Origin of the sequence: Psychrobacillus psychrotolerans (assembly GCF_900115805.1) — a bacterium.
GTDB classification, from domain to species: Bacteria; Bacillota; Bacilli; order Bacillales_A; family Planococcaceae; genus Psychrobacillus; species Psychrobacillus psychrotolerans.
Genome location: NZ_FOXU01000006.1, coordinates 130,464 through 146,602, shown reverse-complemented (window position 1 = coordinate 146,602; position 16,139 = coordinate 130,464). Strand labels below are relative to the sequence as shown.

At 36.1% G+C, this 16,139-nt stretch carries 15 protein-coding genes and 1 pseudogene; all 16 read right to left on the bottom strand.

All coding sequences use genetic code 11. The features are described from left to right. Nucleotides 1–24: 24 nt before the first annotated feature. The 16 genes and pseudogenes from rfbB to BM260_RS12675 all read right to left on the bottom strand — a co-directional run bounded on the left by rfbB (nt 25) and on the right by BM260_RS12675 (nt 15,948). Nucleotides 25–1,026, bottom strand: a complete 1,002-nt coding sequence (gene rfbB / locus BM260_RS12755; RefSeq protein WP_093537730.1) for a dTDP-glucose 4,6-dehydratase — start codon at nt 1,024–1,026, stop codon at nt 25–27. A gap of 11 nt (nt 1,027–1,037) precedes the next feature. After that, entirely contained in the window at nt 1,038–1,916 is an 879-nt protein-coding gene (gene rfbA, locus BM260_RS12750) for a glucose-1-phosphate thymidylyltransferase RfbA (protein WP_093537729.1), read from the bottom strand. After that, on the bottom strand, nt 1,913–3,100 hold the full coding sequence (locus BM260_RS12745) for a DegT/DnrJ/EryC1/StrS family aminotransferase (protein ID WP_245762727.1): 1,188 nt from the start codon (nt 3,098–3,100) through the stop codon (nt 1,913–1,915). The genes rfbA and BM260_RS12745 overlap by 4 nt, the downstream gene beginning before the upstream one ends. A gap of 49 nt (nt 3,101–3,149) precedes the next feature. Beyond that, a complete protein-coding gene (locus BM260_RS12740; RefSeq protein WP_281249755.1) occupies nt 3,150–3,797 on the bottom strand; it encodes a CpsD/CapB family tyrosine-protein kinase in 648 nt (215 codons plus the stop codon). A gap of 37 nt (nt 3,798–3,834) precedes the next feature. Continuing rightward, a complete protein-coding gene (locus tag BM260_RS12735; RefSeq protein ID WP_322788091.1) occupies nt 3,835–4,563 on the bottom strand; it encodes a YveK family protein in 729 nt (242 codons plus the stop codon). 63 nt (nt 4,564–4,626) lie between these two features. Then, a complete protein-coding gene (locus BM260_RS12730) occupies nt 4,627–5,385 on the bottom strand; it encodes a tyrosine-protein phosphatase (protein WP_093537727.1) in 759 nt (252 codons plus the stop codon). A gap of 23 nt (nt 5,386–5,408) precedes the next feature. After that, entirely contained in the window at nt 5,409–6,053 is a 645-nt protein-coding gene (locus BM260_RS12725; protein ID WP_245762726.1) for a sugar transferase, read from the bottom strand. Between the two features lie 346 nt (nt 6,054–6,399). Then, nucleotides 6,400–7,122: an exonuclease domain-containing protein gene (locus BM260_RS12720; RefSeq protein ID WP_093537726.1), complete on the bottom strand. Its 723-nt coding sequence runs from the start codon at nt 7,120–7,122 to the stop codon at nt 6,400–6,402. Further along, nucleotides 7,112–8,086, bottom strand: a complete 975-nt coding sequence (locus BM260_RS12715) for a DUF294 nucleotidyltransferase-like domain-containing protein (protein ID WP_093537725.1) — start codon at nt 8,084–8,086, stop codon at nt 7,112–7,114. The genes BM260_RS12720 and BM260_RS12715 overlap by 11 nt, the downstream gene beginning before the upstream one ends. 52 nt (nt 8,087–8,138) lie before the next feature. Continuing rightward, nucleotides 8,139–9,407 (bottom strand): ammonium transporter, encoded by a 1,269-nt coding sequence (locus BM260_RS12710; RefSeq protein WP_093537724.1) that lies wholly within the window; start codon nt 9,405–9,407, stop codon nt 8,139–8,141. Nucleotides 9,408–9,671: 264 nt separating this feature from the next. Beyond that, the gene (locus BM260_RS12705; RefSeq protein ID WP_093537723.1) at nt 9,672–10,148 is read right to left on the bottom strand and encodes an MgtC/SapB family protein; all 477 of its coding nucleotides are present in this window, start codon (nt 10,146–10,148) and stop codon (nt 9,672–9,674) included. Between the two features lie 212 nt (nt 10,149–10,360). Beyond that, on the bottom strand, nt 10,361–11,704 hold the full coding sequence (locus tag BM260_RS12695; RefSeq protein WP_093537721.1) for a GH1 family beta-glucosidase: 1,344 nt from the start codon (nt 11,702–11,704) through the stop codon (nt 10,361–10,363). A gap of 18 nt (nt 11,705–11,722) precedes the next feature. Then, nucleotides 11,723–12,727 (bottom strand): annotated as a pseudogene (locus BM260_RS12690) (LacI family DNA-binding transcriptional regulator). A gap of 67 nt (nt 12,728–12,794) precedes the next feature. Then, the gene (locus tag BM260_RS12685) at nt 12,795–13,637 is read right to left on the bottom strand and encodes a carbohydrate ABC transporter permease (RefSeq protein WP_093537720.1); all 843 of its coding nucleotides are present in this window, start codon (nt 13,635–13,637) and stop codon (nt 12,795–12,797) included. After that, nucleotides 13,638–14,582, bottom strand: coding sequence for a carbohydrate ABC transporter permease (locus tag BM260_RS12680; protein ID WP_093537719.1), 945 nt, complete (start codon nt 14,580–14,582; stop codon nt 13,638–13,640). It abuts the gene before it with no gap. Nucleotides 14,583–14,658: 76 nt separating this feature from the next. Continuing rightward, complete coding sequence (locus BM260_RS12675; RefSeq protein ID WP_093537718.1) at nt 14,659–15,948, bottom strand: ABC transporter substrate-binding protein; 1,290 nt, start codon at nt 15,946–15,948, stop codon at nt 14,659–14,661. Nucleotides 15,949–16,139: the final 191 nt, after the last annotated feature.

The following is a 16,139-nucleotide window of genomic DNA, read 5'->3' as shown; positions in this document are numbered from 1 at the left end:
AAAGTTAAATGATATAAACAATTACTAATAATTAAATCCCATTTCCCTATTTTCTATATACCAATGAATTGTTTTTTCAATACCTTCATCAAAGTTAATTGAAGGAGTCCACCCTAACTCTTTACTGATTTTAGAATTATCGATTGCATATCTCCTATCGTGCCCTAGACGATCCGTTACAAGTTGGATTAAATCCTCACTCTTGTTTAAAAAATTTAGTATCAGTTTTACCGTTTCTATGTTTTCTTTTTCATTATTTCCACCTATGTTATATACTTCGCCAAGCCTTCCATTATGGAGAACAGTGTTGATTGCATTGCAGTGATCTTCTACGTGCAACCAGTCTCTCACCTGCTTACCATCGCCGTATAAGGGTAAAGAAAGGTCATTTAAAGCACGAGAAATAATTAATGGAATTAGCTTCTCGGAATTTTGGTATGGTCCATAATTATTCGAACATCTTGTAGTAACAACTGGTAGCTTATACGTTTCATAATAAGCACGTACCATCATATCTGCGGATGCTTTTGATGCGGAATAGGGGCTATTTGGTGAAAGATTAGTCTCTTCGGTAAAGTAGCCTTCCTTTCCTAATGCACCATATACTTCATCAGTCGAAATATGAATGAATTTAACGTTCTCCTTATATTCATTACAATATTTGTCGGTTTTATTTATCTTCCAATATTGTTTTGCCGCGTTTAACAAAGCTTGAGTTCCTAACACATTGGTTTTTATAAATAATTCAGGATTATCAATACTCTTATCCACATGTGATTCAGCAGCAAAATGGACAACAACCTGAATATCAAACTGTCGAAAGAGTTTAGTTAATAATTCATGATCACAAATATCCCCTTTTACAAAGTGATATGATTCTCTATCTTCAATATCCTTTAAGTTCAGAAGATTTCCAGCGTATGTTAATGAATCTAGATTAACAATGGTGTATTCGTATCTTGATATCATATGTTTAATGAAATTGGAGCCAATAAATCCAGCCCCACCTGTAACTAAAATATTCATCTTAATCTCCTCTAAGCTCTATTTGAATTTGCAACATCAACCAAATACTTGCCATAATTCGTCTTCATTAACGGTTCTGCAAGTTGGAGTAATTGTTCCTTCGATATATAATTTCTTCGATAAGCTATTTCCTCAATACAAGATACATATAATCCTTGTCGATTTTGAATAGCTTCTACAAAATTTGATGCTTCTAGTAGAGACTCATGGGTTCCTGTGTCCAACCATGCTAAACCGCGTCCCATTATTCTCACTTTCAATTCTCCTAATTGAAGATATTCATTTATAATAGAAGTGATTTCTATTTCTCCACGAGAAGAAGGAATTACCTTTTTCGCAATTTTTATTACTTTATTATCAAAAAAGTATAATCCTGGTATTGCATAAAAAGATTTAGGTTCAATCGGTTTTTCTTCTATTGAAATAGGTTTTCCTTGTCCATCTACTTCCACAACTCCATATGCTCTTGGATCTTTTACATAACATCCAAATATCAGTGCCCCTTCTGATAAAGCAGAGGCTGACTCCTGTACCGTGTATCCAAAATTAGAACCATAAAAAATATTATCTCCAAGTACTAGTGCTACCGGGGAATCACCTATAAACTCTTCCCCAATAATAAAGGCCTCCGCTAAACCAGTGGGATTATCTTGAACTGCATAGGACAAATCCATTCCTATTTTAGTGCCGTCACCTAATAATTCTTGAAATCCTTCTATATCTCTAGGAGTAGAAATAATTAGTACATCCCTTATTCCTGCAAGCATTAAAACGGAAAGAGGATAATAAACCATTGGTTTATCGTAAACTGGTAGCATTTGTTTAGAGATAGCTTTTGTTAGTGGATATAAACGAGTACCGGTTCCACCGGCTAAAATAATTCCTTTCATATGGAATCACGGATCACTTTACAAATCTTCTCCACGGACTCTATTTGTAGTTCACCGTAATATGGCAAAGCAAGTACTTGTTTAACCGCTTTTTGTGCAATCGGAAGATTCACTTTTTGAGCAGATTCCAGGTGTTCATACCATTCAAAGTCGCTGCATAAAGGATAGAAATATTTCCGTGTATATACGTTGTACTCTTTTAGTGTCTCGTGTAACCAATCTCTTGATTTACCATACAATTCTTCTTCTATTTGAATCACAAAATACTGGTAACTGCTGTCATCACCTTCTAATTTTGTCAACACGTTAATACCTGGTACATCTTTTAAGTAGTATTCATAGGCTCTTTTTATTACATGTCTTTTTTTCCGTTCGGTTTCCACAAGCTTTAATACTTCAAGTCCCACTACCGCCTGAATTTCGTTTAACTTTGCATTTAGACCAGATAACACAACTTCCTCTGGATTAGCTATCCCAAAATTCTTTAGAAGGCTAAGTTTTTCAACTAAACTAGCGTCACTAAAGGTCAGTGCTCCACCTTCGACTGTATTAAAAAGCTTCGTGGCATGAAAGCTGAACATCGTCATATCGCCGTAATAGCCAATAGGTTTATTATTTAAACTAGTCCCAAATGAATGGGCACCATCGTAAATTACTTTTAAGTTATATTTGTTTGCAATTAGTTGAATCTGTTCAACATCACATGGATTTCCAAATGTGTGAACACCAAGGATTGCAGTAGTTTTTTCAGTAATGAGGGATTCAATCTTTGCTGCATCTAGAGTAAGTGTTGTGGAGTCTATGTCAGAAAATATTGGAGTTAAATTATTCCAATCGAGTGCTTGAACTGTTGCAGGAAATGTAAATGGAGTAGTAATCACTTCTCCAGTTAGGTCTAATGCTTTTAAACCTAAGAGTAATGCGGAAGTGCCATTGTTAAATAAAGATAAATTTTCTACATGCAAATATTCTTTTAATGCTTTTTCCAAGTTAATCTGCTGAGGACCATTGTTAGTAAGCCACTTGCTTTCCCATACTTCACTGAGTTTGCTATAAACATCTTGAAGATTTGGAAGAAGTGGCCTAGTGATATATATAGGATCCTTAAATAATATTTCTATATTAATAGCCCCCTTCATGAATTTTTCATATCTAGAAATACATAACACAGTAACAATTTGCATTGTTAAGTTAATTTATTCTTTCTAGTAATGTTGTACTTTTTACATTCACTTACCCATAATACTGATAATAATAATGATCTTTTCCAATTTTATAATTGTTAAGAATAGTTCCTAATATGTTTGCTTTGGAAGCCTGGAGTACTTCTTTTGCTTTAATAGCATTACCTTTTTCTGTAGAACCTGAGCTAATAACTAGAATAGTACCATCACATTTGTCTGTGAGGACTTGTGCATCTGAAACGGACAATATTGGTGGAGCATCAAATATGATGATATCGTATTTCTCTTTTACTTCTGTGATTAACATATCCATGGAAGGCAGTCCTAAAAGTTCTGCTGGGTTGGAGGGTATTGGTCCACTTGTAATGAGATCTAATCCATTTACTCCCGTTTCTTTTACTACTTGGTTTAGATTCCAATGACCTGTTAGTAAATTAGTTAGTCCTGGAGTAATTGTTTTAAGAAATGTATAATGCATCGTCGGCTTTCTCAAGTCCGCATCGATGAGGAGTACTTTTTTTCCTTCTTGCGCAAATACAATGGCAACATTCGCTGCTATTGTGGACTTTCCTTCTCCTATAGATGAAGAAGTAAATAGAAGAGTTTTAATTTCTCTGTTTGGCATGGAAAATTTGATGTTTGTTCGAACTGTACGAAATTGTTCAGAAATAATTGATTGGGGATTTGAGCTTGTCACAAGTTTTCGAGCTATCGGTTTAACTTTCTTCCTTCTCTTAAACAAGGTTTTTTGCCCTCTTTCTATGGAGTGACTTAGGTTCTTTTGTTTTCTTTAGGTATTTATTTGAAATAGGACTGATAAGACCTAATATTGGTAGACCTAGTAACTCTCCAATATCCTGCTCGTTTTTTATTGAAGTATCTAAATACTCCATTAGAAAGGTTATTCCAATTCCAATCATTAAGCCTATGACTGCGGCTATCCCTACATTAAGCATTAGATTTGGCTTTATAGGTAGCGTATCCTTAGTGAATACTGCAGGTGATAGAATACTAACGTTATCGACATTCATTAAAGCTATAATTTCTTCTTGAAAAACTTTAGCTGTCATATTTGCAATATCGACGGCGTCTTGTAAATCAGTATCTTCTACTCTAACGTTTACAATCTGTGAATTTTGTTCACTAGACACAATTATTTGTTGATTAAGTAACTCTGGCGTTGTTTTTAGATTCAAGTTATCTATAACTTTGGAAAGAATAACTGGGCTTTTAATAATGACATTATAAGTGTTGATTAATTGAAGATTTGTATTAATATCCTGACTACTAAATTGATTTTGATCGAATTCCTTCTGATTTATGAGAATTTGAGTAGATGCTTGAAATATTGGGGTGAGGTAATAGTAACTAAAAGTACCAGCAATCGTCATAGATAAAACTAATATTGTAATAATAAGTGCAAAACGTTTCTTTATAATTTTGAATACTTCTTGTAAGTTAATTGCTTCTTGCGCTATAATGATCCCTCCTTATACCTGTCCATTTAAATTACATCCAATTCGAAGTTATATATAATAATATTTTTTAAAACTAATAGGTGGTAGAGGTTGAATCTCCGTACCATATAAGATATGTTTTGCATTTTCACAATAATAACTAGCATGACTTTCGGAGAACTCTCTTTTGACATATTCCAATGCCTCTTTTAATAAGAACGGTCTTTTTAAATAATGGTGAGCATCCGATGAAATAAAGTGCACTAAATTATGTTTGATAAGCTCTTTCGTATACTTTCTTAAACTTCTACCATTATGACCGAGTACACTAGACGCTGTAATTTGAACAAGAGCTCCTTTACATATGTATTCGTAAAGTAACTGTTTGTTTTTTCGAAGAACTCTATTTCTTTCTGGGTGTACAATGATCGGGATGCATCCTCTTAGCTGTATTTTGTAGATAACATCTAGAGTATCAGCTGGTATATAAGCATTTGGAAATTCAATCAATAAATACCTACCACTATTTGCGAGCGTGAGAAGATCTTTTTCAAGTTCCATCAGTACATTTGTTGATAAATGAATCTCTTGCCCTGGTAGAATTTTCAATTTTATATTTCTTTGTATCAGCTCTCTATATAAACCTGCTACTGCCGCTTTAACCTCTAAGGTAGAATTACGATATTTTCTATCTAAATGATGAGGGGTTGCGATAACATGCGTAATGCCATTAGCAACAGCATTTTCTGCAAGTAATACAGCTTCTTCCATAGTCCTAGGTCCATCATCTAACCCTGGTAAAATGTGATTATGAATATCAACTAGCACCCCCTATCCCTCCCTAGATTTTTTCACCAAGCTCCTTTTCCTGTAACTACTATAAAAATCGTTCGTATTAAAATCTTCAGGTCAAGTAACAGAGAGCAATGCTTGACATAATATAAATCATGTTTTACCTTTTCCCCATGAGTGATTGCGGATCGACCATTCACCTGCGCATAACCTGTGATACCTGGTTTTACCAATAAGCGTTTCTTTTGGGTAGGAGAATAATGATTAGTAATTTCAATGATTTCTGGCCTTGGACCTATTAAACTCATATCCCCTTTTAAGACATTCCAAAGCTGTGGAATTTCATCTAAACTATATTTCCTATAAAACTTCCCCGGCTTTGTAATTATTAAGGTTGGTGGTGTTGTAAAAGAAAAGTTTTGTGGCACTTCATCCTTCCATTCATATTGATGAAAACTGGACTCAATATCCTCCGTATGCATTGTTCGAAATTTCCAAATTATAAAGGATCGATTATGTAATCCTGCCCTAGTTTGCTTGTAAAAAACAGGACTACCTGTGAAGATAAATAGAATAATAGTCAAACATATAATAGCTGGAAATAATAAAACGAGTAGCATTGAACTAGCTAACACATCAAATATCCGTTTACCAAATCGTCGATAAAAAAACGGCGTATCCTGCTCAGAAAATGTATGCTCCAAACTTTCCAGGGCCTGGTCTCCTTTTAACAATATTTTAGAAAGTACTTAGCAAAGTATATTCAATATACCTATTAAAAAAGAACTAACTTTCATCTTCTGGTACAAGTTATTCTAACCGTATTTTCAATAAATAAGGTAGAACATATTGTTTATCTGACTATATAGACCAAGAATGGTTCCGAAATTTATTTCGGAAACTTTTATTTTATGAAAAAGTATCGACAGCGAAGGATTATTAAATTTAGTTGGGATTTTGCGCAGTTCATTTGGAAAAATCGTAGCTTAGTTCGAAAAGGATCTTATCCCCACAAAAAAAGCACGACAGGCTATTTCTCCTGTCGTGCATTTATATTCTTGCAAAATGATCGTATACATCTTGTAATGTGTCGCAGCCTAGCATTTTAACTTTTTCCAGATAGAGGCTCCAAAGCTTGGCGGTCATTTTTGCATCTTCTAATGCATGGTGCCTTCCTATTACTGGAATGGCATTATGTTTACACAAATCTTCTAAAGAACTTAATTGAATATGGGGTTCTGCAATTTTATAAAGAAAAGACGTATCCACTATTCTTTGCTTAAAGGGGGTGTGGAATACTCTATTACTGGTGTATTGCAGAAAGTTTCTTTCGTGATTCGAATGATGTGCTACAAGTGTACAGTCTTTTGCAAACTTCAGGAATTCAATTAGTACATCCCCAACATGTCTGGCTTCCTTTAATTTTTCGTTTGTAAGCCCTGTTAAATTAACTACCTCCGGAGAGATTTCTTTACCAGTGTTTATAAGCGAGTAAAAAACAGCATCTTCTTGAATGAAAGAACCACACATTTTTATGGCACCAATGGAGATAATCTCATCGCCTTGTTCGGGTTTAAAGCCTGTCGTTTCAATGTCGAACACGACCACATCTAGCTCATCTAACGGAACTTTTAGGGTATCTTCTTTCTTCTTTTCTTTTTGCAGATTTCTTAGAAAGGCCATTTGTTGCGCGTTCTGAACATCCCCTATACCGACATTTGACCGTTTCCCTTGAATACCTCTTAGTATTTGCATGAATGGTTCAAATGCCATTGTGGCCACCCTTTTTCATCATCACAATTACTTCGCGATGTAATTTAATACCACCTTTAATAATCCGTTTAATATCTTTCTGTTCGTTCTTGTTCAGTTCTTCAATGTGTAAATAGTGTGTATCAGAATAGCTATCTACTTGAGATAAGGTCAGACGATAGGTTAATAAATCCACAAAATTCCTATCACTATATTTTAGTAAGCTCCTATATTTTTGCATCTTAATTAGGTTATTCATGCGAGCTAAAGTGGAAGTTTCCATTACCCCTTCTTTTATTGATAAAAGTCGAATGGCATTTACATATGGTAAGAATCCCGAGTATTTTAAGTTTACACATCCGTGATATAATCCATGCCTTTCCACTAATAGCTGGCCAACTGGACCAATTACATTTTTAACATGTTCTACGTTAGCAGAAAATCGACTTAGTAAAATAGGATGTTGTAGTTGGTATTCATAAATGAATGACTTTAATTGATGCATGAATTCTCCCTCGCCATGCAGTACCCTAGCATCATAAAAAATTTGAAGGTATCGAATAGTTTCCCAACTTTCATCTTTCACCCATTCTTGGAGTTGTGCACGCCAATTATCAAATGACTTGCACCACATAGGATTGGAGCTCATCACTTTACCTTCACAATATGGATAACCTACTTCATAGAGACCTTTCGAAATTTCTGCTCCAAACACCTGAAAATACAGATCATTTACAGCATTAGACTTTTCATAAATAACCCCATGATCCTGATCACTGATTAACCCTTGCTCTAACCGTCCTCCACTACCAGTTATAAACCAAGAAAAATCACATGGAGCTGAACCAATTTCCATTTTCTTAGATGCTACTTCCAATACTTTGAGCATCACCTGATCATGAAAATCATTGAGAGAAACGATGTCATCTAGGAAGTTTGTAATATTTAGTTCCTTCCATTCTCGAATAGATTCATACGTTTCCACAAGTTCACGCCCTTTTATATAAAAGCCCCTAAATAATAGAGGCTTTTTCAATTTAATTTAGTGATTTAGATTCTTCTAAAATCATTTGTTCTGGATAACCATAGTTGCCATGTTCGCTCATATCTAGGCCCATTAGTTCCTCTTCTTCTGTTACACGAATACCACCCATGACTTTTTTCATTATAAAGAGAATAGCATAGGAAACTACGAATGCAAATAACCCACAAGACACCACACCCATAAGCTGAACTCCTAATTGATCGAAACCACCGCCGTAAAATAATCCAGGTTTACCAACAGAGGCAAGCTCTGGTGTTGCAAAGAAACCAGTAGATAATGTGCCCCATACCCCAGCAGCCCCATGAACAGATAATGCGTAAATTGGATCATCCACTTTTCGCTTCTCAAAAAATCTAGCGCTATAGAATACTAATACTCCTGCGATTAAACCAATGACTACAGACGCCCAAACATCTACGAATGCACAAGACGCTGTAATAGCGACCAATCCTGCTAAAGCACCGTTTAAAATGGTAGGAATATCTGATTTACCTAGTACTACCCATGATATTAATGTGGCAGCAACCGCGCCTGCTCCAGCAGCCAGTGTTGTATTTAATGCAACATATCCAAAGAATGCAGCATCTACAGAAATAGTACTTCCAGCATTAAATCCAAACCAACCAACCCAAAGTATTAGTACTCCTAGTGCTGTATAAACTTGGTTATGTCCTGCAAGATTGTTTGCCGAACCGTCTTTATTGAACTTCCCAATTCTCGGTTTTAGAATCATTGTTGCTGCAAGGGCAGCCATCGCACCAGTTAAATGAACTACAGTGGAGCCGGCAAAATCCTGTTTACCATGTTCAGCCAACCATCCTCCACCCCATACCCAGTGAGCAATTACAGGATAAACGATTATTCCAAAAAGAATGGTGAAAATTACATATGCGGATAATTTTGCACGTTCTGCAAATCCACCTAATGCAATCGTTACCGCGATACCAGCAAATGCTAACTGGAAAACAAAGAATACTGTTGTGGCAAGACCAGCTCCTTCTATAATTTCTCCACTATAGAAAAAGTCTGTCATACCTACGAAGAAGTTCGCATCGCCTCCAAAGATAAATCCGTAACCTACTGCCCAGAACACCATTGATGCTAAACCAAATGTAAATATTGTTTTACCAGCAACGTGGCCAGCATTTTTCATTCTTGTCGAACCGGCTTCCAATAATATGAATCCACCAATCATAAAAATAACTAAAATTGCAGCAATCATGGTCCATACGCTGTTCATCAAATACATTACATCTTCCATTTTCATCTCTCCTTTTCTAATGTTAGCTTAACTATCTTATGATGTAAGAAAAGCTAACATAACTTATAATATTCATTTTATTCGTTTTTGATTAGATGTCAACACAATTTTCTGAATATATTTTATTTTCTATTTATCACCACTTTAAAACCTTAGAAATTCCTGCTTTTCTTCTCAAATATTTCTATTCAAATAAAAAAACTGTCATCACTGTTTTTAACAGTGATGACAGTTTACCTATCATATACCTATTTTTTGTTCCATTCATTCGCCGTCACTATCTTCTTCTTCTTTCCCTCTAGAAGGGAGTATACCTAGTTTCACCGCCAACTTTGGAAGATTCATTGCGATGAACATTAAAATAACTGTTATGATCGCTAAATCATATGCACCATAACCAATAGTTAATCCTACACAAGCAGTAATCCAAAGGTTAGCCGCAGTAGTTAGACCCCGCTTTACATTATCCTTATCTACCCATATGACACCTGCTCCAAGAAACCCAATACCACTAATTACTTGTGCGGCTAAACGCATCGGATCCATATATGCTCCTTGGTTTAGAGAAGACAACGCCATTGCTAGAGTGGATCCTAGGCAAACTAGAATATGCGTCCGGATTCCTGCTGGTTTATTTTTTATCGCTCTCTCTAAGCCTATAAAGAAGCCTATAAAAGTGGCTACACCCAAACGAATGTATAGGTCATAATGCGAATTGAACAAAGTAGTAATAAACTCCATAATGCAAATCCTCCTAATAATACTGTTCCGATAACATTCTATAAAACTTTCTAAAATCCTTTAAACGTAATATTATCACATATTGATTAAGTAATTGAAACAATTCATCCAGTTGATCAAATACTGAATATGAAAATGCAACACCTATTAAAAGATCAGCATCAAAAAAGAAGCGAACACTAAGTAGCTTAGCGCTCACCTCTCTATTAGGATTATAATGTAAATTCACCGTTCTGAATCGTTTCACCGAACCAGTGGTAACTATCTTTTTTGGTTCTTTCTAAAGTTTCATAATTCACATGCACAATGCCAAAGCGCATACTATACCCTAAAGCCCATTCAAAGTTATCCATTAGCGACCAATATAAGAATCCTTTTACATTTACACCAGAATCCATACTTCGCTTCAATGCCGTTAAATGAGTCTTTAAGTAGTCAATTCGTTTATGATCGGCGACTTCCCCGTTTTCAGGCTCCTCATTGTAACATGCGCCATTTTCGGTAATATATATCGGAACATTGCCGTAAAGGTCTTTAATTTTGACCAGAACTTTATAAAAACCCTCCGGATAGATAAACCAGTCTATATCTGTTTTGTCATATCCCATATCTATATTTTCTAAATCAAATAACCCTTCATTCTCTTTATAACGCCCTACATTACCCGTGTAATAATTTATCCCTAGAAAATCGATTGGTTGTGAAATAATTTCGAGATCGCCATCTAAAATGGTAGGAGTAGCTCCTTTTTCTTTAAACCAATCCACCATGAAGGAAGGATAGCTCCCTTTAAATACAGGATCAAAAAACCACTCTAAATTCCAAGCGTTACCTCGATTGCACGCTTCAATATCTTGTTGTTTCGTGCTATATGGTTCAAACCAAGTAACATTTGGAGCATAACCAATTTCACCTTCTATATTGCTGTCTCTAAATTGTTTTACCGCACGCCCATGAGCAACCAATAAATGATGCGCTATATCCGTCGCTAGTTGGAGGTTCTGATTCCCTGGTGCATGCTCTCCAATATAGTTCGACAGGAACGAGGAACACCACGGTTCGTTAACCGTAATCCATTTTTTTATCTTGCCATCAAATTCCTTAAACATGAAATCGGCATATTGAACGAAAGCTTCGATTGTTTCGCGGTTATCCCAACCACCCTTGTCCTGTAAGGCTTGTGGTAGATCCCAATGATACAAAGTACACATTGGTTCAATGCCTTTTTCTAACAACGAGTCTACTAATTTATGATAATAGTCGACTCCTTTTTGGTTAACTTCTCCCGTACCATTAGGGAAAATCCTTGGCCAAGCAACAGAAAAGCGATACACATCTGCTCCCAAATCATGTATTAGCTTTACGTCCTCTTCATACCGGTGGTAGCTATCGCACGCTACGTCTCCGGTGTCTCCATTATGTACCTTCCCCGGAGTTTTAGAAAAGGTATCCCATATCGATACCCCTCTACCATCTTCGTTTGTTGCACCTTCAATTTGATAAGAAGCCGTTGCCGCTCCCCATTTAAAGTCTTTTGGAAACTGTATAATTGCCATTTATTGCCCACCCTTCATTTATCGTTTTTTCGTTACCTCTTCTACGGTACCCGAAGAATTCCTGATTACTAGTTCTGGATCTACGAGTGACGGCCTTAAACCTGTTACTCCATTTATCAAATCGTTTAACTTTATCGCTGCCAATCTACCAATTTTCTGTTTATCCTGCTTAATAGTAGTAAGAGCAGGCTCCATATAACGACAAGCCTCTACATCATCACAACCTAGCACTTGAATATCCTAAGGAATTCGAAGTCCATAATCTTTAATCGCTCTCATTGCACCTAGAGCCATCATATCGGATGCGGCAATAATTGCTTTTGGCAAAGATTCACCTTGAAGTATTATTTCCATTGCTTCGTATCCACTAGATTCAAAAAAGTTTCCGTGTTTAATCCATTGTGGTTGCGCTGTCATCCCAAATTGACTCATTGTCTGTAAAAATCCTTCTAATCGCTGATTCGATATATCAGAGCTGTCCTTCCCTGCAATATAACCAACATCTCTAATAGAGTTCAAATATAAGTATTCCACTGCAAGCTGTGATACTTTAAAGTTATCTGTCATGACGTAACTAGAATTTTCCCCAGTCAACTCAAGGTCTATCCCTAGACAAGGTATATCACTTTTATCTAACTCTGAAACGGCTTCCTCTACTTCTTCCCCCGCAATTATCAAACAGCCATCTAAACGATAATGCCGCGACCTTGCAAGATAATCTACACTGTCCTTATCGAACATTTCATTGGAAAAAATGATAATATCATAGCCCATCGCACCAAGTGTTTTTTGAAAAGATGAAATTACCTCATTGAAAAAAGGATGGTTAAACTCTACATTTATCTTCCCTGCATAGATCAGTCCGATTAGGCTAGATTTTTTCGTTGCAAGTGATCGTGCAGAAAAAGTAGGTTGATAGCCAGTTTTATCAATAACCTCTAATACTTTACGCTTTGTTAGTTCACTTACACCATCGTAGTTGTTAATCACTTTAGAGACGGTGCCCCTAGAGACGCCCGACATCTGAGCAATATCACGTATAGTTAAAGTCGTCATTTTACATCCCTCATATTCCATGTGCTGACCGCAATTATTTAACCGATCCCTCGGCAATACTAGATATAAATAGTTTATTGAATAACAAGAACACTATTAAAAGTGGTATTGTAGCCCAAAATACACCAGATAACAACATACCGAAATCTACTTTAAATTGAGTGTTTAATGATGCTAAAGCAACTTGAATTGTATAGGATTCAGGGTCTCGAAGCACCGTAAACTGCCATAAGAACTCTCCCCAAACCGAGGTGAACACAATAATTCCTAGTGTTGCAAAAGCAGGTAAAATGATAGGTAATACAATACTACGGTATATTCTGAAAATCGAACAACCATCTAATCTTGCTGCTTCGATCAATTCATCTGGTACCGATTCGCTGACATATTGTCTCATTAGAAATATTCCTAATGGATTTAGGAAAAATAATACCATCGCTGCAAATAAATTATCCAATAATCCTGCTTTGGCCACTAACAAATACTGTGGTATTAATCCAAGTTGCGGCGGAATGATGATAGTGAACAATATAGCGAAGAATAGAATATTTTTCCCCGGAAATTTCAGCTTAGAAAATGCAAAACCAGCTAGTGAACTTATAAGTAACACGACAATCGTTACCGTAAGACAAACGATTAATGTATTGAACATCGACTGGAAAAATGGAATCATATCTAATACTTTTTGGAAATTTTCCTTTAACTGATCACCTGGAACCATCGCTGGAGGTATCGAATTATATGCAGAGCTATGTCTCGTTGACATAACAAACATCCAGTAAAAAGGGAATAACGAAAAGAGCGATATTACCGTTAAAAACAAGTACATTCCTATACGCCCAATGCCCCACTTTTTAGTACCAACATCACCTTTCATCTATGTTTCCCTCCTATCCCTTCCAAGCCTTTTTGTCAGTAACATATTAATTGCAGATGCAACTACGATGAATAACAACAGAACAATAGCAGCAGCAGATGCTGTCCCGAAGGAAGATAACTTAAAGGCATCTCGATATAAATACATAACAACTGTCATTGCTTCATCCCTTGAAAATGCGGTGTTACCTAAAAACACTGTTGGCTCCGTAAACAATTGCATCGCTCCAACTGTCGAAAAGAAGACAGTCAATATTATAAATGGTTTTAATAACGGAATCGTAATATATCGAAGTTGTTGGAAGATGCTAGCGCCGTCTATTTTAGATGCTTCATACAACTCGTTCGGAATACTTTGCATCCCTGCTAAGTAAATAATGGTGTTGTATCCAAGCCAGCGCCAAAATACCATCGTAGAAATTGCAATTTTCGCACCCCATTCAGAGGTCTTCCAGCTCACTGGATCAAAACCAAATAATCCAATAATATAATTCACTAACGCTGTTTCATTATTACTAAAAAACACACTAAATACTAAAGCAACCGCTACCATAGAAGTGATATATGGCATGAATATTGTGACCCTGAAAAAGGCTTTAAATCGTAAATAAGATAGGTTCAATAAAAATGCTAGTATCAATCCAATTACGAGCTGAGGAGCAGTGCCCATCAGTCCAAGGATGACGGTATTATATACAGATTTCCAAAATAGCGGGTCACTTAGTATTACTTGAAAGTTATTTAACCCGACAAACTCCATTTCCCCCATACCGTTCCATTTCTGAAAAGCGAGGATTAAACTAAATATTGCCGGATATAGACCAATAATCGCAAATATGATAAAGAATGGGGATATATATAAATACCCTGAAAGCATCTCTTTCATATCTTGGGATGAAAAACCTTTCCTTCGTTTTTTTTGCTGTTTTTCATCTAAAGAAACCATACACTCGTCCCCCTACCTACATACAGAGTATATCCGGCGGTTATACCCGCCGAATATGTTATACACTTTTCTGAACTTAGCGATCTAGTTTAGTTGTAATACGTTTGATAGCTTCTGTCCATTCTTTCTCCGGATCAGCACCAGCCTGTGAGTTAACTAAAGCAGCAAGGATTTCATCGTGAACGCTTGTATAATCCTTACCTTTATATACTTTTCCAATCTTTTGTGCAGATTGAGCAAATACTGTTTGTGTGGACTGTCCACCAAAATACTCATCACTTGCTTCTTTAAATTCAGCCATATCATATACAGCAGGAGCAGAAGGGAAAAGACCATTGTTCTTGAATGATTTCAATTGATTTTCAGGTGAAACTAGCCATTTTACAAATTCATATGCTTCTTCTGCATGCTTTGTTTCTTTAGGAATTGAAATGTAAGAACCACCCCAGTTTCCACTGTACTCCGTCGGTAATGTAGCAATACTAAATTTTCCAGCAGCATCAGGCGCATTTGATTCCATCCATCCTTTGAACCAAGCAGCTCCTAATTCAACAGCAAAGTCGCCATTATTCACACCATTTGCCCATTCAGCGGACCACATTGCATAATTTCCGACTAAACCAAGCTCATTCATATCGATCGCTAAGTCATATGCTTCTTTAACGCCGTTGCCGCTTTCATCTATCATTAAATTTCCTTCTGCGTCAAAATAACTTTCCTCTAGCGCATCTAGTTGCGCACGGTACATCATTTCCATACTAGCAACCATTGGTTTACCAGTTTTTTCTTTAATTTTTATAGCAGCATCCTTAAAATCTTTTGGAGTTGCGATTAAAGCAGAAACTTCTTCTGGATCTGTAGGTAATCCTGCTTCTTCAAATATATCTAATCTGTAGTAAAGGCCTTTTGGACCAATATCCGTTGGAAGACCCATTAAGAACTCTCCATTATCATTTTCAGCAATTTCCCATTTCCAGTCCAAATACTCTCCTTTAATATCCTTCGCACCCATATCGTATAAATTCACAAAACGATCTTGCGCATCACGGAAACGATCCAATTGGTCAAGCTCAAGTGCTGCTATATCTGGTGCCCCACTACCAGCAGATAGAGCTGTAAATAAGTTATTATGATGATCAGCAGTTTCTGATGTTTTTATTTTAATTTTGATATTTTCATTTTGTTTTTCATATTCTTTTACAAGTTCTTCATAACCAGTAGCACCGAACATCCAAAAGTTAAGTGTAACTTGTTCCTTGCCATCTGCTTTTTTACCTGAATCATCAGTTGATGAATCGGAACATGCTGCAACGAATAACACAAACAATATGGATAATGAAGCGATTAGTAGTTTTTTTAGTTTCATTATGATTTCCCCCTGAATTTTAATAGTTTACTAGTATTCATACAATAAAACCCCTTACTCCAAACCGCCCTCCCATCTTATATTTAGTCCCATCAAGCTCCACATCTTCGGTGTCATTACAATCATCTTATTTATAGAAACTGGTTTCCATAAAGGTTAAAAAAATAGGAAATAAACCAAATTTCTATATA

What these genes read in the sequence shown, in the direction of transcription:
- BM260_RS12685 (WP_093537720.1), bottom strand. Translation starts at nt 13,637, where the DNA reads ATGAAAGGTGATGTTGGTACTAAAAAGTGGGGCATTGGGCGTATAGGA.
- BM260_RS12720 (WP_093537726.1), bottom strand. Translation starts at nt 7,122, where the DNA reads ATGGCATTTGAACCATTCATGCAAATACTAAGAGGTATTCAAGGGAAA.
- BM260_RS12680 (WP_093537719.1), bottom strand. Translation starts at nt 14,582, where the DNA reads ATGGTTTCTTTAGATGAAAAACAGCAAAAAAAACGAAGGAAAGGTTTT.
- rfbA (WP_093537729.1), bottom strand. Translation starts at nt 1,916, where the DNA reads ATGAAAGGAATTATTTTAGCCGGTGGAACCGGTACTCGTTTATATCCA.
- BM260_RS12705 (WP_093537723.1), bottom strand. Translation starts at nt 10,148, where the DNA reads ATGGAGTTTATTACTACTTTGTTCAATTCGCATTATGACCTATACATT.
- rfbB (WP_093537730.1), bottom strand. Translation starts at nt 1,026, where the DNA reads ATGAATATTTTAGTTACAGGTGGGGCTGGATTTATTGGCTCCAATTTC.
- BM260_RS12675 (WP_093537718.1), bottom strand. Translation starts at nt 15,948, where the DNA reads ATGAAACTAAAAAAACTACTAATCGCTTCATTATCCATATTGTTTGTG.
- BM260_RS12745 (WP_245762727.1), bottom strand. Translation starts at nt 3,100, where the DNA reads ATGCAAATTGTTACTGTGTTATGTATTTCTAGATATGAAAAATTCATG.
- BM260_RS12695 (WP_093537721.1), bottom strand. Translation starts at nt 11,704, where the DNA reads ATGGCAATTATACAGTTTCCAAAAGACTTTAAATGGGGAGCGGCAACG.
- BM260_RS12710 (WP_093537724.1), bottom strand. Translation starts at nt 9,407, where the DNA reads ATGGAAGATGTAATGTATTTGATGAACAGCGTATGGACCATGATTGCT.